This is a genomic window from Lacrimispora sp. (assembly GCF_032078915.1).
In the GTDB taxonomy this organism is placed as follows: Bacteria; Bacillota; Clostridia; order Lachnospirales; family Lachnospiraceae; genus Lacrimispora.
In genome coordinates this window covers 171,342-189,359 of the sequence record NZ_DAMAUN010000001.1, presented here as the reverse complement: position 1 = coordinate 189,359, position 18,018 = coordinate 171,342, and the positions used below count along the sequence as shown (strand labels likewise).

The 18,018-nt window shown below is 39.6% G+C and carries 22 protein-coding genes and 2 pseudogenes; 20 read left to right on the top strand and 4 right to left on the bottom strand.

Annotated features, from left to right (window positions below; genetic code table 11):
• Window positions 1-47 precede the first annotated feature (47 nt).
• Together RT269_RS00920 and RT269_RS00915 are read left to right on the top strand one after the other, a co-directional pair.
• Window positions 48-239, top strand: coding sequence for a hypothetical protein (locus tag RT269_RS00920; RefSeq protein ID WP_313180127.1), 192 nt, complete (start codon window positions 48-50; stop codon window positions 237-239).
• Between the two features lie 30 nt (window positions 240-269).
• Complete coding sequence (locus tag RT269_RS00915) at window positions 270-470, top strand: hypothetical protein (protein WP_313180126.1); 201 nt, start codon at window positions 270-272, stop codon at window positions 468-470.
• 258 nt (window positions 471-728) lie between these two features.
• Here RT269_RS00915 and RT269_RS00910 read toward each other — a convergent pair whose 3' ends face one another.
• From RT269_RS00910 to RT269_RS00900, 3 genes are all read right to left on the bottom strand, one after another.
• Complete coding sequence (locus RT269_RS00910) at window positions 729-1,196, bottom strand: DUF4430 domain-containing protein (protein WP_313180125.1); 468 nt, start codon at window positions 1,194-1,196, stop codon at window positions 729-731.
• Between the two features lie 325 nt (window positions 1,197-1,521).
• Entirely contained in the window at window positions 1,522-1,884 is a 363-nt protein-coding gene (locus RT269_RS30315) for a hypothetical protein (protein ID WP_442913808.1), read from the bottom strand.
• Window positions 1,885-2,679: 795 nt separating this feature from the next.
• Window positions 2,680-3,078, bottom strand: a complete 399-nt coding sequence (locus RT269_RS00900) for a bacteriohemerythrin (RefSeq protein WP_313180124.1) — start codon at window positions 3,076-3,078, stop codon at window positions 2,680-2,682.
• Between the two features lie 289 nt (window positions 3,079-3,367).
• On the opposite strand from RT269_RS00900, the gene RT269_RS00895 reads away from it, so the two are divergent.
• The 8 genes from RT269_RS00895 to RT269_RS00860 all read left to right on the top strand — a co-directional run bounded on the left by RT269_RS00895 (window position 3,368) and on the right by RT269_RS00860 (window position 9,251).
• Window positions 3,368-4,156, top strand: a complete 789-nt coding sequence (locus tag RT269_RS00895) for a pseudouridine synthase (RefSeq protein WP_313180123.1) — start codon at window positions 3,368-3,370, stop codon at window positions 4,154-4,156.
• Entirely contained in the window at window positions 4,146-6,104 is a 1,959-nt protein-coding gene (gene ligA, locus RT269_RS00890; protein ID WP_313180122.1) for an NAD-dependent DNA ligase LigA, read from the top strand. Before RT269_RS00895 ends, ligA begins: the two co-directional genes overlap by 11 nt.
• Window positions 6,105-6,107: 3 nt before the next feature.
• Window positions 6,108-7,025, top strand: a complete 918-nt coding sequence (gene metA / locus RT269_RS00885; RefSeq protein ID WP_313180121.1) for a homoserine O-acetyltransferase MetA — start codon at window positions 6,108-6,110, stop codon at window positions 7,023-7,025.
• A gap of 210 nt (window positions 7,026-7,235) precedes the next feature.
• Window positions 7,236-7,661 carry a hypothetical protein gene (locus RT269_RS00880; RefSeq protein ID WP_313180120.1) on the top strand — a complete coding sequence of 142 codons (426 nt, stop codon included), beginning with the start codon at window positions 7,236-7,238 and terminating at the stop codon, window positions 7,659-7,661.
• 27 nt (window positions 7,662-7,688) lie between these two features.
• Window positions 7,689-7,925 carry a hypothetical protein gene (locus RT269_RS00875; RefSeq protein WP_313180119.1) on the top strand — a complete coding sequence of 79 codons (237 nt, stop codon included), beginning with the start codon at window positions 7,689-7,691 and terminating at the stop codon, window positions 7,923-7,925.
• Complete coding sequence (locus RT269_RS00870; protein ID WP_313180118.1) at window positions 7,900-8,238, top strand: RHS repeat-associated core domain-containing protein; 339 nt, start codon at window positions 7,900-7,902, stop codon at window positions 8,236-8,238. Before RT269_RS00875 ends, RT269_RS00870 begins: the two co-directional genes overlap by 26 nt.
• 66 nt (window positions 8,239-8,304) lie before the next feature.
• Window positions 8,305-8,820: a hypothetical protein gene (locus RT269_RS00865; protein WP_313180117.1), complete on the top strand. Its 516-nt coding sequence runs from the start codon at window positions 8,305-8,307 to the stop codon at window positions 8,818-8,820.
• Between the two features lie 14 nt (window positions 8,821-8,834).
• Complete coding sequence (locus RT269_RS00860; RefSeq protein ID WP_313180116.1) at window positions 8,835-9,251, top strand: hypothetical protein; 417 nt, start codon at window positions 8,835-8,837, stop codon at window positions 9,249-9,251.
• Between the two features lie 476 nt (window positions 9,252-9,727).
• Here RT269_RS00860 and RT269_RS00855 read toward each other — a convergent pair whose 3' ends face one another.
• On the bottom strand, window positions 9,728-9,865 hold the full coding sequence (locus RT269_RS00855) for an XkdX family protein (protein ID WP_313180115.1): 138 nt from the start codon (window positions 9,863-9,865) through the stop codon (window positions 9,728-9,730).
• A 252-nt stretch (window positions 9,866-10,117) separates the two neighbouring features.
• On the opposite strand from RT269_RS00855, the gene RT269_RS00850 reads away from it, so the two are divergent.
• From RT269_RS00850 to RT269_RS00805, 10 genes and pseudogenes are all read left to right on the top strand, one after another.
• On the top strand, window positions 10,118-10,264 hold the full coding sequence (locus RT269_RS00850) for a hypothetical protein (protein ID WP_313180114.1): 147 nt from the start codon (window positions 10,118-10,120) through the stop codon (window positions 10,262-10,264).
• 259 nt (window positions 10,265-10,523) lie between these two features.
• On the top strand, window positions 10,524-10,961 hold the full coding sequence (locus RT269_RS00845) for a hypothetical protein (RefSeq protein ID WP_313180113.1): 438 nt from the start codon (window positions 10,524-10,526) through the stop codon (window positions 10,959-10,961).
• A 28-nt stretch (window positions 10,962-10,989) separates the two neighbouring features.
• A complete protein-coding gene (locus RT269_RS00840) occupies window positions 10,990-11,583 on the top strand; it encodes a hypothetical protein (protein WP_313180112.1) in 594 nt (197 codons plus the stop codon).
• Window positions 11,584-11,908: 325 nt separating this feature from the next.
• Window positions 11,909-13,206: pseudogene (nrdD, locus tag RT269_RS00835) on the top strand (anaerobic ribonucleoside-triphosphate reductase); the annotation flags it as partial.
• On the top strand, window positions 13,183-13,662 hold the full coding sequence (nrdG, locus tag RT269_RS00830) for an anaerobic ribonucleoside-triphosphate reductase activating protein (RefSeq protein ID WP_313180164.1): 480 nt from the start codon (window positions 13,183-13,185) through the stop codon (window positions 13,660-13,662). The pseudogene nrdD and the gene nrdG, both read left to right, overlap by 24 nt.
• 155 nt (window positions 13,663-13,817) lie before the next feature.
• Window positions 13,818-14,344, top strand: a pseudogene (locus tag RT269_RS00825) (dUTP diphosphatase).
• 87 nt (window positions 14,345-14,431) lie between these two features.
• Window positions 14,432-14,689, top strand: a complete 258-nt coding sequence (locus tag RT269_RS00820) for a hypothetical protein (RefSeq protein ID WP_313180111.1) — start codon at window positions 14,432-14,434, stop codon at window positions 14,687-14,689.
• Between the two features lie 259 nt (window positions 14,690-14,948).
• On the top strand, window positions 14,949-15,230 hold the full coding sequence (locus tag RT269_RS00815; protein WP_313180110.1) for a phage integrase central domain-containing protein: 282 nt from the start codon (window positions 14,949-14,951) through the stop codon (window positions 15,228-15,230).
• 24 nt (window positions 15,231-15,254) lie between these two features.
• Complete coding sequence (locus RT269_RS00810; protein WP_313180109.1) at window positions 15,255-16,010, top strand: site-specific integrase; 756 nt, start codon at window positions 15,255-15,257, stop codon at window positions 16,008-16,010.
• A 217-nt stretch (window positions 16,011-16,227) separates the two neighbouring features.
• Window positions 16,228-18,015, top strand: a complete 1,788-nt coding sequence (locus tag RT269_RS00805; protein WP_313180108.1) for a sensor histidine kinase — start codon at window positions 16,228-16,230, stop codon at window positions 18,013-18,015.
• The last annotated feature ends 3 nt before the right edge of the window (window positions 18,016-18,018 follow it).

The window sequence follows — 18,018 nt, the reverse complement described above, 5'->3', positions numbered from 1 at the left end:
CAGAGATTATATAGCACATATAGGTTATAACCTTTAGGGCCAGCGGCGTGATTAAAAACGACGGCGGTGTCTGCCAAAAGTCCTATAATTTGTCAGAGAGTAAAATCATGAGGTATGGGCGGCCAGATTGGAGCATTGTCCAAGCAATGAAGTCCGGCTGGCTCCAGGAGGATGGCGACTGGAGATATTATCTGGGGAGTACTGGTCAGACCGTCCGAAGTGATTGGATTCAGAAGTAGGACAAGTAGTACTGGTTTGATGACGCCGGAATGATGGTCACAAGCACATGGTATCAATACAAGGGTGGCTGGTATTACCTCAACGCAGATGGCGTCATGCTCAAAGGTACTCTGATCGCGGAGTCCGGAAAGGTTTACTGTCTGGACAGTGAAGGTAAAATGATTGTGGAGCCGGTGACGCTCACGCCAGATCAGGATGGAGCATTGCGGTATCCGGGATTAGTGGGATAATCCATATACTTTATAAATATGAACAACTGGTTATTGAAATAATTATATCATAAGACAGGTGGATATACGGTATTTTAGTCCGCCTGTCTTATAGAATATGGTAAGTTTGATAGCCTGAACAGTAAAAGCATATTAGACATAGATCAGGTAATGGTAGATTGTTGCACTTAAAATTATTTCACAATTGATATTTTCTTATATTGTCATTTAATTTAAGTATATTGGCTATATAAACAGTCGGTAAACATCAGTCCCTTATTAATCTTCTGTTTTTTCATAACGCAGGTCAACAACATCTTTATCATTAATTTCATATAAGCTAATATTTTCTAACAATCTTTCTCCGTTTATGTAACAAGTCCAATATTGTCCATAATCATAAGAGATATCCATAATTGAAACGATAAACTTACCCCCCTCACTGTCTTCCGTTTTAATCTTTAGGGTGTCAATATTACTCATTATTTCAAGCAAATTTGTCTTTTCGGTATTTACTTTCTCGTTGTAAATAACTTCTTCATTTATGTTATAAATACTCAATGTTATTTCAATGCCATCATCTTTCTGTTTTTCAGAAGAATTTGAAGTAGCTTGCCCCACAGTCTGAGAGGTGGCTGGTTCACTTGTTTTATCAGGAATTGATTGTACATTGTTACAAGCAATAAGGCTAAATAAACTAAAGATTAATACAATTAATAGTAATAAACTCTTTATACTTTTTTTCATGGTATTTCCCTCCAAATTTTCTAATGCGGATTAACGGGGGTTAACATTGGGTTCAAGTTCTCTTTGAAAAGAACAAGCATTCAATAATTTGAAATTTACTCTTTTTTCATTTTACCAAACAAGTAAGCATTTGTCTTCTGTGTTTCTTCTTACCCTGCTTTTTGCCTGAATTTTTCAAATGCTTGGATTTTTGAAGCACCCTCATCATTACTTCAAACTTAACATCTGTCAGCTTGGTATAGTCAATCCCCTGCCGACGACAATACGGGGCAACCTGTTTTTTCTGTGCGTTACCCTCAAGGTTGGAAACAAACTCAATGTCCTGCTACAATTCCCGCACGAAATCGGTTTCCGGGGCGCAGGTGCTGTCCTGCCTGTGGGCTTTCTTTATGTCCCTGATGATACTGGCAATTCCGTCCACATAAATCTCAATGTCAGCCAGTAGCTTCACAAAATCCCTGTGTGCCGCCATTTCAAATAGAAGCCGGGTATTGATTGCCCCGCTTTTTAATAGCTCTATCATAGTATCACTCAAATGCAGTTTCGCAAGGTCTGGGTTTGGGTGATTTTTTGATTCGGTCAGGCCCAGCAGATAATCAGCGGACACGTCATAGAATTTCATCAGCGTCAGGTCCCGTTCCACCTGCAAATCCTTTAACCGTTCCTGTTTGGTCAAGGCCACATTCATAGCCATATCCCCTTTTTCCGTTTCGGTTTTCTCCCTGTTCCCATTATACCATACCTTTCCACAAGCGTGGAATTTTTTCGTTTTCAGGCTGTTTTCCAACCTTGTGGATATATGGGAGGGGCGGTCAAAAAGTATACACTTGGAGTAGTTCATCGATGGACAGCCGCAAGCAAGCCCTTGTCAAAGAGATAGCGGAACTGACGGTGGACACTATATCCCCTGAACAGGTATAGCAGATTTCCGGCTACCTGGCTACATGGAAAATCTGACGGGCAGAACACCACCCGTCAGACCGTTACCCTGTGTAGTCCCTTGTAAACTGTAGTAAGCGCTGAAATGCTTGCGCCTGTTTCCAACTTGATTTCAGTTCCATCATTAAGAACCATTTTTCCTTGTTCATATAATTTTCCTGCCCGTTTCTAGGCAATAATAGAAAATCAACTTGAATCCGTATCGTATACCGCCGAAAACCGCATCACACCTATACTCATTAACCTGCTCACCGTCTTATCGTCTGTAAAATTCCGTCCTCTCCCTCAAACTTAAAAAGCAGCGGATACGGTAGACAGCCGGGCACATACCAAGCCATGCAGGCTATGGGGTATGGTTTGCCTCTTATTACACCGCTATTTATCTTTCGCACATTTGTGCCGATCCCAAATACTCCCATATAAATTCCTACCTATCATAGTATCGCTCAAACCATTTTGGCTGTATTTAAAGAATATATAAGTTTATTTAAACAGAACATTGAAAAAGGCGGCCAACGGAGCCGCCCTTTTTCATCTGAAAGGATTAGTGAGCATTCTTTGCATAATCACCAATTTTTTTATCCATGTTAGAAATATGTTTTGTGAGCCAATCCACTACCATTTGATTTGCGTTTAAAATCACCAAAAGATTGCCCCCGGAAGATTTATATTCATTCCTTAATTTCTCCAGTTGTGCAATAAAAGCGGTATGAGCCTGCTTTTGCTCCACATAACCGGGATAATGAATGCTCATCATGTATTTTTCTTCGTCTGCAAAATGCTTTTTTGTATAATCATCCAGAAAATCAAGAAGCTCTCCAACGTATTCCTTTGCGCGGTTGTTTTTTCCAGCTTCAAACAGCGCTTCTGCTTTTTCAAACCACATTTTATGCTGATCGTCAATCATTGATATCCCTACGGATAAATTCGGTGTCCACGGCATAACAATTCCTCCTAAAGTTTTTAGAAATTTACATCTTCTTCCATCTTATAACAAAATTTCCAAAAGTTCAACCGTAGATATAGGCAGAAAGGATATTTCAGATCAAATGCGGACATTTTTAATATAAAATAAGAATTCAAAGGCAGCAGGGGAAAACCATGTTCAAAATAAGCAGATGAATTGACGTACCTTCCTGGTAATGCTATAATTTTTATTTAGTAAGTAGTAAAAAAACAGAACCCTATGGGGATGCCATTATGTCCAAAAGTATGGGCAGGAAAGAGGAAACATGGAGACAGAAGGAATCCGTCTGAATAAATTTTTAAGTGAAGCCGGGGTATGTTCCCGAAGGGAGGCGGATCGCTTCATTGAGGCTGGGAAAGTCTGTATAAACGGACAGGCAGCAAAGCCTGGTCAGAGAGTTTTATCCGGTCAGTCAGTTATAGTAAACGGACGCACCATTCACGCAGGAAAAGGAGATAATAGCCATAAGGAAGAACCGGTCTTTCTTGCAGTTCATAAACCAAAAGGTATCGTATGCACCACATCGGATAAGGACCGTGCCCCCAACATTGTGGATATGGTGGATTATCCTGTAAGAATTTACCCCATCGGCCGCCTGGACAAGGATTCCGAGGGGCTGATCCTCATGACCAACCAGGGCACTCTGGTGAATAAGATGATGCGCAGCGGAAATGCTCATGAAAAAGAATATCTGGTGAAGGTCAACCGCCCGATAACCGATGAATTTATCCGGAAAATGAAAAAGGGAGTATTCCTGCCGGAGTTAAATGTGACCACCAGGCCCTGCGTTGTAAAGAAGGCCGGTGAAAAAGCGTTCCGAATCATCCTGACCCAGGGGTTAAACCGCCAGATCCGCCGGATGTGCGGACAGCTGGGATTTGAAGTACGGATGCTAAAACGATTGCGAATTATGAATGTTGAACTGGGAGAGTTAAAGCCCGGAGCTTACCGGAAGCTTTCGAAAAAGGAGTACCACCAGATGAAAGAGGCCTTAAAAGGCTCGACGAATCGTTCCTATAAAGAGCAGAAAAAGGAGATATCTGATGGACGCTAACATAAGCAGAATGAAAGAATTGATTGCCGTTCTGACGGCAGCAGGAAAGGCTTACTATCAGGAAAGCCGGGAAATCATGAGCAATTTTGAATATGACAGGCTCTATGATGAGTTAAAAGAGCTGGAAGAGGAGACTGGAATCATACTTTCCCAAAGCCCCACGCAGTATGTAGGGTACCAGGCTTTGAGCGAGCTTCCCAAAGAGGCCCACGAAACTCCAATGCTTTCCCTGGATAAGACCAAGAGCACGGAAAGCCTTAAGGAATGGCTGGGCGGCCAGACCGGAGTGCTGTCCTGGAAGCTTGACGGTCTGACGGTAGTTCTTTCCTATAACCACGGAACCCTTCAAAAGGCTGTGACCCGGGGAAACGGGGAGATCGGTGAAGTTATCACAAATAATGCAAAAGTATTTTCTAACATTCCTTTAAATATATCCCATCAGGGAGAGCTGGTGTTACGCGGAGAGGCAGTGATTAAGTATTCGGATTTTAACCGGATCAATGAAGAGATCGGAGAAGTTGCTGCCAAATACAAGAATCCAAGGAATTTATGCAGCGGATCCGTAAGGCAGCTGAACAACCAGATCACAGCTAAGAGAAATGTGAATTTTAAAGCATTTGGCCTTGTAACGGCTGAGGGCGTAGACTTTAAAAACTCCAGAAAAGAGCAGTTTGAATGGTTAAAGAGGCAGGGCTTTGATGTGGTGGATTTTAAAATGGTGACCGGAGATACTCTGCCTGAGGCGGTAGAAGAGTTTTCCAAAGCCATTTCCAGCTATGATATTCCTTCAGACGGTCTGGTACTTTTGTTAGACGATATCGCTTACGGAGAATCTCTTGGCCGCACATCCAAATTTCCCCGTAATGCCATTGCCTTTAAATGGGCCGTTGAAATCAAAGAGACAAAACTTGACCACATCGAATGGAGCCCATCAAGAACCGGGCTCATCAACCCGGTGGCAATCTTTGACCCGGTGGAACTGGAAGGAACTACGGTGAGCCGGGCCAGCGTTCACAATCTAAGCATTATGGAGGCATTGGAGCTGGGAGAGGGAGATGAAATTACGGTTTATAAGGCTAATATGATCATTCCCCAGATCGCCGATAATCTGACAAGAAGCAAAAAAATACAGATCCCCGAACAATGTCCAGTCTGCGGCGGAGAGACGGAGATCCGAAAGGTGAATGATGTCAAAAGCTTATACTGTACCAACCCGGACTGCCAGGCCAAACGGCTGAAAGGCTTTACCCTTTTTACGAGCAGGGATGCATTAAACATTGACGGATTATCAGAGGCGACCCTGGAAAAATTTATCGGAGCCGGGTTCATACGGGAATATGCGGATATTTTCCATCTGGAGCAGCATGAGGAAGTCATCACCCAGATGGAAGGCTTTGGAAAAAAGTCCTACGACAACCTGATAAAAGCGGTTGAAAAAGCTTCCCATACCACGCTTCCAAGGCTGATATATGGACTGGGGATCGCGGGAATCGGATTGGCAAATGCCAAGATGCTGTGTCAGGAATTTAAGTTTGATTTTGAGAAGATGCGTGCCGCAGGGGAAGAGGAACTGACTGCAGTCCCAGGAATCGGCAAGGTGTTAGCGGATGCCTGGATCACTTATTTTAAGGAAGAGAAGAATAATGAGATGGTGGACCGTCTGCTGTCTGAAGTAACCATCGAGAGCGATATGGGGGCCAGTGGGGATGGAATCTTTGAAGGTATGGTATTTGTCATTACCGGTTCTGTGAACCACTATGAAAACCGGAAAGCCCTTCAGGAGGCCATTGAAGCCCATGGAGGAAAGGCTACCGGTTCTGTGACCTCTAAGACCACCTATTTGATCAACAATGATACTACGTCCAATTCTTCCAAGAATAAAAAGGCAAAGGAACTTGGAGTGCCCATTATTTCAGAAGAGGATTTCATAAAAATGCTGGAGGAATAAAATATGCCGATTAAAGTACAAAAGGATTTACCTGCAAAAGTCATACTGGAAAAAGAGAACATTTTTATGATGGATGAGGACCGTGCTCTAAGCCAGGACATCCGTCCTCTTCAGATCTTGATCATTAATCTCATGCCTGTAAAGGAAGAGACCGAGACTCAGCTTCTCCGGGCCCTATCCAACACTCCGCTGCAGGTGGACTGTACCTTTTTGATGCTGGAGAGCCATACCTCCAAGAATACGTCTGCCAGCCACTTAAATAAATTTTACGTTTATTTCGAGGAGGTAAAGAAAAGAAAATTCGACGGTATGATCATCACCGGTGCGCCGGTGGAGAACATGGAATTCGAAGAGGTGAACTACTGGGAAGAGTTAAAGAAGATCATGGAATGGAGCAAAAATCATGTGACCAGTACCCTCCACATCTGCTGGGGGGCCCAGGCAGGGCTTTATTACCATTATGGCATACAGAAATACAAGAGAGAGAGTAAGCTGTCAGGAATCTACCGGCATAAGGTTTTGGACCGGAAAGTCCCCCTTGTCCGCAGTCTGGATGATTATGTGATGGCTCCTCATTCCCGTTACACAGAGGTAAGAAGAGAGGATATTGAAAAGCAGCCGGAGCTGGTGATTCTTGCGGAATCAAAAGAGGCCGGAATTCTTCTGGTGATGAGCCGGGACGGAAAGCAGGTATTTGTCCAGGGTCATCCGGAATACGACCGTATGACTTTAGACGGGGAATATCACCGAGATTTGGATAAGGGATTGGAGCCTGAGATTCCATGCAATTATTATGAGGATGATGATCCCGATACGGTGCCTGTGCTTAATTGGAGGAATGGGGCGAACACCATGTATGGGAACTGGCTGAATTTCTATGTATATCAGATCACGCCTTATTTGCTGGAGGCCGAGGAATAAAAACCCTTTATTCTATAAGGTTTTCATTAAAAATTAGTAAATGATGATGTATCGTAAACTATCGCATAATAGCGCCCTTTATTGTGGAAATGGGAGTAGATTCCCATGTAAAATGGGGGTAGATTTTCAAGACCAATTCAGTAATGTTTTTATCATATAAATAGACCCTTTATTAATTGTAATGGCACAATTGATGGAGGGTTTATTTATATGATAATGGAATACAGCTATGATGTGGATGGGAACATTCTAAGTAAGATTAACAAAGCTGGTTCTTCCCCAGTCACCATATCCTATCAATATGACCGACTGGGTCGTCTGACAGAAGAAGATTATTCCGGCTGGAAGCGGACTCTTTATACTTATGACGCCTATTCTAACTGTATGAAAATGATGGTGGAAGGAAGAACAAAGGATGAACTGGTCAGTGTTACTAGCTATGAGTATGGTTTGAACAATAGGCTGGAAAAGGAGACAAAAAAGCAGGGGAATACAACGGAAACGTATAGGTACCGCTATGATGATAATGGGAATGAAACCTTCCGGATTTGGGAGAAAACAGCGCCAACCCCAGACTATCCGGGAAATGTCAAGTTATCGGGGCATTATCAAAGGGAGACACCGACTGTTTATTAGTGGAGAAATTATGATGGATTCAACCAATTGATCCAGATCAATCAGGACGAGAAAGAGATTACATATCAGTACCGTGGAGATGGCCTGCGTCACAGTGCCCAGGTTAGGAAACTGATCGAAAGCCAGGGGAAAACGAACTTGTATTGCTGGACTGGAACCGATATCGTAGCGGAACAGACTGATGGAGAAAAGATTAAAACCTATTTAAGAGGAATCAATTTGATTGCCAGAGAAATAGATGGTATATTACTATATATTGAATGAACATGGGGATGTAATCCAACTGTGGGGCCAAAGTGGAACGTGCAAAGCCTCGTATGAGTATGATGCTTTTGGAGTTGAGAGAAATCCAGATAAGGAGGATGTGAATCCGTTCCGGTATTGTGGGGAGTATCTGGATTTGAGCAGTAATGTGTATTACTTGCGAGCCAGAAACTATCGATCAACAACAGGCCGTTTCTTGACAGAAGATACTCACTGGAATCCACAAAATATGCTTTACGGGGATAACCCTATAAAATGGAATGAGCGAGAGCCGGACGAAAAAGACCCGCTTGGTTTGAATGTCTACACATAAAAACCGGATATAAACGCCATTATGCAGAGTGGAAACCTTTATGTATATTGTATGGGCAATCCGCTTATGTACTTGGATTCAAATGGTAATATGGCTGAACTCGCACTTGCTGGAGCTCATGTGGGAAATCTCGGCGCAGGAGCAGCTTTTGGAGTAGTGAATTTTTGGAACCCTGTAGGATGGGTAGTCTTGGTAGTAGTTGGAGTTGCCGCAATAGCAGGGATATACTATGGAGTTCAATACGCTAATGACAAAGCAACGCAAAAAGCTGTGTCAATGCTTAATTTTGCTTCAACAGCAGCCACCCCACCACCTCCAAATGACCCTAATGGCAAAGGTACTCAAACAAGTTCAAAAACGCTCTACAACAAGAATGGCACTCGTATTGATGTAGAAAACCCCGGTAATAGACCTGGACAAATTCATGTTCAGCAAGGAAATAGCAAATATATCTATGATGTTGCAAATAAAAATTTCCTCACGACAAACGGACAAATGGCACCAAAAGCAATACAGGAATTGCTTAAATCGCCAGACATCATAAAAGTTATTGTTAAAGGGCTTACCTATCTGGGATATTAAAAGGAGGGAACAGTATGAACATTTACGCAACAATGCTTAACTTAATGCCAATAGTATATCCACAATTTTATACATTACATGATACAGCAAAAAATGAACTAGTTTTTCTAAAAACTGGAGAAACGGAAGCCGGTGAACTCAATGTTACTGACAAAACGCAATGTGAGGCGGTAAACAACCACTTTCATCTATTTGAAAAAGTGGGTGAAAGAAATTACGAAAGTGTTGTTGAGATTGGGAAGAATATTGCAAATAATCTCTTTATTTCACTCAACCAATCATTTCCAACCAAAAGTTTTGTTGTATACTTGGAGGTGAATGTAAAGGATTCGGTAATAATTCGCTTTCATCAAAAGTGGGAAAATGAACCGCCCTACTTTGATATGACGCAAAGCTATAAAGATGTTAAAATATTTGAGTTAAAGAACTAAGTCAAATATCGCAGCAACAGCCGCCTTGAGGATTATCCTCTTAGCGGCTGTTGTTCATTCCTGTTTCCACGGGTAAGGGTGAAGCCACATACCGACAGTGGGAATGTTCACACGAAGCCCGAAGCGTCCAGACGGAGAAGTCGCTGATGGCGGCGATTGCCCGCGATAGCGCCCCTCAGAAAGCCCGCTACTGTAGGTTGCTTGCGGTATTATTGAAACGCAAAACATTCCCCTTTTGAAAATTATACTGTAAAATAAAACAGCAATATAACGAAAAACAATGTTTAGTGTAAATGGAATAACCACTCAATGATCTGTTGATGATTTTGTTGTAGCATCATTTGGGCAACGCTGAGGAGTGCGCCATAGTCAGCAGCCATAGTACTTAAATGCCGATAAAAGAGTACTTTTATAGTAAAAAATAGGGAATAGTTGAGTTTAATACTCTTCTATTCCCTTAATTTTATATACGCATATTATGCTTTCTTATATTTATTCCCGGTAATATCCAGGTATTCTTTTTCGGTGATCCAGCGATCCACGGCGTTCCACACCATTTTTTCTGACCATAATTTTGCATTGTAAAATCCTTTGACTGTTTTAAGTTTATTCATGACCTACCACCATTTCAATGCCGGACATCATGGACAGATGGAGAATTAGAACAGTGCAAGGACTTTGACAAACTGAAGGCGGTATTTGATGAAGATATGCTTAACTACTTAAAAAAACAGCTAGAGGACTATTCAAATAGTTCAGAAGATAGGCTAGCGGTTGCTTGTTGGTGGGAGGGTGCCATGAGTACAGATGAGTTTATAGAGCAATGCACATGAATGTGTGCTTTCATTTGATGAGGAGAATTAGAAATGAGTAAAGGAATTAATAAAGCTATAGATATATTAAAAGAAAGAATAGAAGAGTTAAATGATGAGTATCTTAAAACTAGTAATAAAGATAAAAGAAAAGAACTTGATATCAAAATAAAGGAGATTTGGGTACCTGTTGACAAGTGAGAAAATGGAATTGAAATAAAATGCTGATTTTATAAGGATTTCCCCATCTTTTTCTATGTAAATTTTGTTGTCCCGGTTGACTGTAAAGGGGCGTAAACTGGATGATAAGGGTTCTTGCTTGATTTTTTTAATATATGGCTTGGCGACTAGCACTTATCCACGACACTTGATTTAATTGGATAAATATGGTAATGTTTACGGGAGTTTAGGGGGTAAGTAAGGATATTAATTCTACTGTATGAAAGAGAGGAAAAAGTATATGAAAAGAATAATATCATCATTATTAATCACGATTTCTATTTTAATGGTATTTTCAATGACTGTTTTTGCGGCAGATAATGCTTTGGAAACGAAACAGCAGAGGGCGCCGCTACAACCGGTCACAAGTGTGAGTATTATAGAAAAAGGAGTTTGGAATAGGAACTTTGGAAGTCCTGCTCTAGATTCTATGAATGGTCATGTATATTTTGCAGTAAGAACAATGGGTCATGGGAGTGCGGTTGCTACATACGATAATGTTAATACAAAGGAATTTTGGTACGATGTAATAAAAAATTATGCTGGTACACCGATTGGTTTTGAACGCTATTATGACTGTGGACCTGTTACATCGGGAAAACATACATTTAGAATTAAAACTACTTCTTATAGTTCTCCATTTAATACTATAGAGACATCTAGCACAGTTACATACTAATCAATATATTGATATTGGAGGTTTTTAAATGAGCTTAACTATTGGCAATAACTATGTAACAAAACCCCTAAGTTATCCAACTGCCAGAAAGGTTGAAGATAATATTTTTCAATTGAATACTTCTTCGGAAATAAAAGAGATAAGACCAGAGGAAAACGTGGATAATCTAAGACCTGATTATTTGTATAGCGTGGTTCATTGTCTAACAAATCAGCCTCTGCATATGAAGTATGATGATACTTCTACAAAAGAGAATCCTGTCATTCTGGCTATAGGAAGGGATAAGCAAGGGAATAATTTTACGAGTAAAATTTATGTGAATAATGTAAATCCAGAAAATGCCTCTCCGGTTGAAATGATTGCGCTGAGTGTGCATTTAAGGGAACAAAATGCCCCAGGGAAGGAACCGTCTTACGTCCGGAGAATCTCTTCTCGGATACTCGAAACTGAGGATGTCCATGAAAAGCAGAATTTTAAAACCCTTATGGAAAAGGAATCCGACCAGCAAAAAAGGTGGGGATTTGACCAGATAGCTGACCAATATATAATGGATTTAGAGTATTGTCTTTCTTGGTATCTCTCTAAAAAAGACAATGTAATGGATACATTAATAAATTGGTAACTTTATTTTTCGTAATAGTAATGAAATTCTAAGGTATATTAATGTGACAATGTTAGGATTTATAACAAATGATATATCTTTATTTACGGATCTACTAAACTTAAATATTTTAGGAATGCTCGTTTTAACTAGGAAGCTATGTGCTGATTTAAAAGTCAGTACATAGCTTCTTCAATTTGATAAAATAATATAACTTGAAAAATACTAATTTACAAGCGGTTCGCCTTATTCCATTCCATCTTTGCATCAACAAAATTGTGGATCGGCTTGACAGCTCCATCTACCCCAAGACGTTTTGGTTCGAATAAAAAGAATAAAACTAAATGCAAGTTCTCAGTATGGTGGTCAGACTATCACATTATCACACCTCGCACCATTTGTTGATGTAAGTAGACAGAAGTTAAGAAAAGAAGTTATTACCGAAAGAACAGAAAACAATGATCCAATGGATGAAAATGCTATCAATAATATTGTTAACAAAAGATTAAAAAATGAAATTAAGCGTGGAGTACAGACTATTCAAGATCAGGTAATCACGCTTATGACAACAAATGGAAAGGCTCCGTTTTTATCGATTAACATGTACTTGAATGGAATCAAAGATAAACAGACTAAAGAAGACTTAGCGCTTATCATTGAGGAAGTACTAAAACAAAGGTTGCAGGGAGTTAAAAATAAAGTTGGTGCCTGGATTACACCGGCATTCCCCAAATTACTATATGCTCTTGAAGAAGATAATATGTACGAAGATAGTCCATATTGGCATCTAACTGAATTAGCAGGAAAATGTACTGCAAAAAGAATGGTTCCTGATTATATATCTGAAAAGAAGATGTTGGAATATAAGATTGACAAAAATGGTTTTGGAAATTGCTACCCATGTATGGGATGCAGAAGCTTCTTAACTCCACTTATTGATGAGAATCGATCTCCAAAATATTATGGCAGATTTAATCAGGGCGTTGTAATGGTTTCGCTTCCAGATATTGCTTTGTCCTCCGACGGTAATATTGATACTTTCTGGACGATTTTTGATGAAAGAATGGAGTTATGTCATAAAGCTTTACAGTGCAGACATGAGAGACTTGAAGGAACATCTTCAGATGTTGCCCCCATATTATGGCAAAATGGTGCACTAACAAGATTAGAAAAAGGAGAAAAGATTGATAAATTACTTCACTATGGTTATTCAATTCTTTCTCTTGGATATGCAGGGCTATATGAATGCGTAAAATATATGACCGGACATTCTCATACAGATGGTGGCAGTGGTACAGCATTTGCATTAGAGGTAATGCAGAAACTCAGTCCAGGTGGAGCAATTAGCTATGTTGAATGTGCCGACTTGACAAAAAACACAGAAATTGTATTAGAGGTCATGAAGTTTATTTATGACCACATTATGTATGCAGAATTAAATACAAAAAGTGATTACTGTCAGATGTGTGGATATGACGGTGAAATAAAGATTATTGAAAAACGGAGAACTTATTTGGGAATGTCCAAACTGCCATAATCGCGACAAGTCAAAAATGAATGTATCTAGGAGAACCTGTGGATATAGTGAGTAACTTCTGGAATCCAGGACGAACAGGAGAAATGGCAGAAAGATGTGTCCATTTAGACGATCATGTTCTGAAGGGCAGTCACTTTCACTGTAAAAATTGTTTCAACTCTGAGACATGGGACTTTAGTGCTGGTAGAGAGTGGACAGAAGAAGTGAAAAAAGACTTTTTAAGACTGGCTGCAAACCCACATATAAAAAGAATCTCACTCTTAGGCGGAGAGCCGTTGGCTGACGAAAACCTTAATGATATACTTGATTTGCTCAATAAAATTCGCCTTTCATTTCCACAGAAAAGTATACGGTTATATAGTGGATTTACTTGGGACGAAGTGTTTAATGGGGATAACGAAATCCGCAAAGAAATTATATCTAAATGCGATGTAATGATTGATGGAAGATATGTAGATGACCTGAGAAATATTAGCCTGAAATTGAAGCGTAGCACTAACCAAAATGTGATAGATGTTCAAGAATCTATTAAGCAAAAAAGATTAGCTTTGTATTGTAATTAAAGGAGAACATATTGAAAGAAGCTATTAAATTTTTTGAAGATGAAATTTATCAGCTCAATGTAGAACTTGGTGGAATGCTAAAGAAAGACTACAGAGAGTATATGGAAAATAAGAAGTTATATTATGAGATAGCAGCTATAACAATTAAAGAACTTATGGAGGTATATTTGGAGAACAGGATTGCAAAGTTTGATAAGGTATCATTTGAACGATTTAAAAATGATTGGAAAACACAACAGTATATTATAACGAATATGCCTTGACTGATATCTATAACATTATAAAAGCCCCACAGAGAGCTACATCTGGAAGTGCAGGATATGATATTTTTGCACCCATTGTAATTATACTCAAACCAGGAGAAATATTTACCTTACCAACCGAATTAAGATGCAAAATTGATTCAAGTTGGTTCATGGGCATATTTCCAAGATCAGGATTGGGATTTAAATATGCTGTTAGGCTAAGTAATACAGTGGGTATAATTGACAGTGATTACTATTTCTCTGACAATGAAGGTCACATATCTATTAAACTAATCAACGATTCAAGTATTAATAAAACAGTAGAGATTAACCAAGGTGAAGGCATTGCACAAGCGATTTTTATGTCATTTGGTGTGACAACAGACGATAAGTGTAATAGCATTAGAAATGGTGGGCTTGGAAGTACTACAATTTAATAGCTACTCTGTGTTTGCGCAGACACAGTTTTACATAGATAGGTAAGGATACCGGTATCCTTCAAATCAATTATTTGGAGGATTGTAATGAGAAAATTAATAACAGTAGGCATGACATCATTCTGTCTCGCCTTTACGATGCCTATGGCAACATGGGCGGATAATATAGAAAAAACCGTAACGACGGCACAGTTTGAGAATGCATTACCTTATGTAACTGATATAGCCATGAAATATGCTAATGCTCCTGGAGTAAATATCATTTCGATGCAAATTGGTTCCAAATGGTATGCACATAAGATTAGATCGGATCAGTGGCTTTTGAAACAATGTGATAAGTATTAGTCTATATGATGTTGTAAAAGAGACCGTTTGGTAATATAATAATACTTATATTACTGAATTGGTCTTTTCTTAATGGATTGGTTTGAAAGGAGAATTAGTAGAAATGGGAAAAGGACTAAGACAAAAACCTGACGGCATATATTCTGGAAGATACTATGACAGATTTGGTAAAAGACATGAATTGTATAATCGTAATCTTACAGAATTAAATAGATAGTTAAAAGCAGCTAAGTTTGATGATGAACATGGTAATACTGTAGTGGACAACAGCATAACGCTTTCAAAATGGTTTCAGCTATGGCTTGATATTCATAAATATAAGGTGATTCGCAACAATACTGTATCGCACTATAAAATGATATTTAAAAAACATATAGAGCCGATATTGGGGAAGATGAAGCTAAAGAATATCACTCAGTTAGATATAAGGTCATTATTGAAAGATCTTGATGAACAAGGAGCGGGGGTTGAAACGCAAAATAGAGTTAAGATTATGTTATCTGATATGTTGGATAAAGCAATGATTGATAATTATGTCTAAAAAAAACCATGTAAAGGAATCCGCGTGATTCGAGATGAGAAAAAAGATATAAGAGTTTATACTAGAGAAGAGAAGGTGGAGTTTTTTGACTGTTGCAAAGGAACGTTTTATGATAATCTTTTCAATGTTGCAATTTCAACCGGGCTAAGACAAGGTGAAATATGTGCCTTGACATGGGATGATATAGATTTAAAGAAAAAAGAGATTATCATAAACAAAACATTGCTTTATCAAAAATTAGAAGGTGACGTAGGTAAGACTTTCCATATCAATCCACCAAAAACAAAAACTAGTAATAGGGTAGTGCCAATTAACAAACCTTGTGAAATTGCATTGAAGAAGCAGTTTATACAGAGAATCAACGTGATGTCTAAACCATCCGCCAAGCTCTACAAAGGGTTTGAAGATTTACTTTTTACTACAAAATTTGGAACACCAATTTGCGATCAGATTTTAATCGACGCCATTACAAAAGTTATCGGTGAGTTAAATCTATGCAGAGATGAACTAGAACAATTTGAAATGTTTTCTCCACACTGCTTTCGTCATACCTTTGCTACTCGCTGTTTTGAGGCCGGTATTTCGTCAAAGACGGTACAACAGTATTTGGGGCACGCCTCGCTACAAATGACCATGGATTTATACACCCATGTACTTGCCGACCAAAAGAAAGAAGATATGTTTAATAACTCAGATAATATAGCAGAAGAACGATATAACGATGTGCAAGAGAAAGAAAATTCGGTTATAGATTTGGGGGTAAAAAGGGGGTATGCTTAAAAAAATTATATAGCAGAACCCATGAAACCCTTGTAAATACGTGGTTTAGAAGCGTAGAAAAGTAAACTAGTATTCCTTCTATGTATATCAGATCACGCCTTATTTGCTGGAGGCCGAGGAATAAAAGCCTTACAGAGAAACAGGCATATCAATATCTTGATATGCCTGTTTGGCTATCATTTATGATGGAAAGAAAAAAGAGAGAATCCGGTGGGAAATGAAAAAGGTATTTTTAGCTGACAGTTTTAAAAGAAAGCTGATGGTTGCCCTTATGTCTGTTGGGCTTGTGCCGTTAATCATAATTTGTATTTTATATCAGAACATTCTAAGCAACCGTATCGTTAAGGATACGAATGCGGCTAGCATTGAAAAACTGAAGTATTTAAGCATGAATATCGAGCGTCAAATAGATGCTGCGGAGCAGTTGCTTGGCTGGATAACATATAATCAACGTCTGGAACAAATTTTGAAAAAATCTTATGATCAGGTTTATGAAAAACAGATGGATATTATTGAATTCAGCTCCTATACCACGGAGTACGCCATCAATGCTAACGTAGAAAATAAGATATTTAAAATATTGATCGTGAATGAGGATGGTTCTTCCTTTCAGATGGGCAATGGTTATTCCCTTCTTCGGGAAGCGGATATCATGGATGCAGGCTGGATGGAAACATTCCAGAAAAGGACAGCGGATGAACTGGTTCTGAGCATGGACCGGTATGTGAAGGATACCTTTGTTTTCCCTATGAGCAGCCGTATTTATGATAATTTGACCGGCAGACCCATAGGCTGGTGCTTATTGATCTTTCAGAATAATATGTATTCAGACTATCTGATTTCCGGAAGCGAGGATAAAGGACAGGAGAACCTTTTTATCATCAACGGAAGTGGGCAGTGCATTGCACATACGGATAAAAACCTGGTGGGGTCAGATATGTCAGGCGTTTCTATGGTTAATGAGATTCTTCATTCCGGTCAGGAGACCGGTCATGTTACGGGAATCTATGATGGAGAGGCCATGATTCTCCATTACTATCAGATTCCGAATACAAATATGATAGAGATTCAGGGTACTTCCCTAGAAACATTCTTACAGGAGAAACGCAGCATGACCAGACTTCTGGCCGTGCTCATCATCACTACGGTGGCGGCAATTTTATTTGTAATTCTCTATCTGAGCAATATGCTGATGCGGCCGATTAATACTATCAGTGAGTACATCAAGAAAGTACCGGAAAGTGGTTTTAAGGGGAATATGGTCCTCAACGGGGATGACGAGTTTAAGAAGATAGCGATATCCATTAACAACATGGAACGGGAGATCCTCCAACTGATGGAACGGGAAAAGCGGGAAGTGGAAGTGAAGAAGAAACTGGAATTTGAGGTTCTTCAAAATCAGATTAATCCTCATTTCCTATATAACACTCTGAACTCCATCAAGTGGATAGCCACACTGCAGCATGCGGATACCATCCGGGATATGACATCTGCACTAGGCCGCCTTCTTCAGAATATCTCCAAAGGCACGGACAGTAAGATCCCGATTTATGAGGAGATGTCCCTATTAGATGATTATATTCTGATTCAGGACATCCGTTACAGCGGAAAGATACAGGTGGAATACCACATCGGGAACAGTGAGATCACCCAGGCCTATATTGTGAAATTTTTGCTGCAGCCAATTGTGGAAAACGCCATCTTCCATGGAATCGAGCCGAAGGATTCAGGCGGCAGGATTGATATCTATCTGGACCGCGTGGAAGAAGATATTCATATTAGCATCGTGGACGACGGAATTGGAATGACAGAGGAGCAGATTGCTTCACTTTTATATCCGGAAGAGGCAGGGAAAAACGTACGGGGACTCAGCGGAATCGGTGTCAGCAATATTCGAGAGCGGATTATGATGACCTACGGAAAAGAGTATGGAATCGAAATCACCAGCCGGCTGGGAGAGTATACCAAAGTGATGATTAAATTCCCCTATGAGAGAGAAGGTTGAAAA

Coding starts and splice junctions, on each gene's coding strand:
- RT269_RS00915 (WP_313180126.1), top strand. CDS start 270: ATGATGGTCACAAGCACATGGTATCAATACAAGGGTGGCTGGTATTAC.
- RT269_RS00910 (WP_313180125.1), bottom strand. CDS start 1,196: ATGAAAAAAAGTATAAAGAGTTTATTACTATTAATTGTATTAATCTTT.
- RT269_RS30315 (WP_442913808.1), bottom strand. CDS start 1,884: ATGAATGTGGCCTTGACCAAACAGGAACGGTTAAAGGATTTGCAGGTG.
- RT269_RS00900 (WP_313180124.1), bottom strand. CDS start 3,078: ATGCCGTGGACACCGAATTTATCCGTAGGGATATCAATGATTGACGAT.
- RT269_RS00895 (WP_313180123.1), top strand. CDS start 3,368: ATGGAGACAGAAGGAATCCGTCTGAATAAATTTTTAAGTGAAGCCGGG.
- ligA (WP_313180122.1), top strand. CDS start 4,146: ATGGACGCTAACATAAGCAGAATGAAAGAATTGATTGCCGTTCTGACG.
- metA (WP_313180121.1), top strand. CDS start 6,108: ATGCCGATTAAAGTACAAAAGGATTTACCTGCAAAAGTCATACTGGAA.
- RT269_RS00880 (WP_313180120.1), top strand. CDS start 7,236: ATGATAATGGAATACAGCTATGATGTGGATGGGAACATTCTAAGTAAG.
- RT269_RS00870 (WP_313180118.1), top strand. CDS start 7,900: ATGGTATATTACTATATATTGAATGAACATGGGGATGTAATCCAACTG.
- RT269_RS00865 (WP_313180117.1), top strand. CDS start 8,305: ATGTACTTGGATTCAAATGGTAATATGGCTGAACTCGCACTTGCTGGA.
- RT269_RS00860 (WP_313180116.1), top strand. CDS start 8,835: ATGAACATTTACGCAACAATGCTTAACTTAATGCCAATAGTATATCCA.
- RT269_RS00855 (WP_313180115.1), bottom strand. CDS start 9,865: ATGAATAAACTTAAAACAGTCAAAGGATTTTACAATGCAAAATTATGG.
- RT269_RS00850 (WP_313180114.1), top strand. CDS start 10,118: ATGAGTAAAGGAATTAATAAAGCTATAGATATATTAAAAGAAAGAATA.
- RT269_RS00845 (WP_313180113.1), top strand. CDS start 10,524: ATGAAAAGAATAATATCATCATTATTAATCACGATTTCTATTTTAATG.
- RT269_RS00840 (WP_313180112.1), top strand. CDS start 10,990: ATGAGCTTAACTATTGGCAATAACTATGTAACAAAACCCCTAAGTTAT.
- nrdG (WP_313180164.1), top strand. CDS start 13,183: ATGGCAGAAAGATGTGTCCATTTAGACGATCATGTTCTGAAGGGCAGT.
- RT269_RS00820 (WP_313180111.1), top strand. CDS start 14,432: ATGAGAAAATTAATAACAGTAGGCATGACATCATTCTGTCTCGCCTTT.
- RT269_RS00805 (WP_313180108.1), top strand. CDS start 16,228: ATGAAAAAGGTATTTTTAGCTGACAGTTTTAAAAGAAAGCTGATGGTT.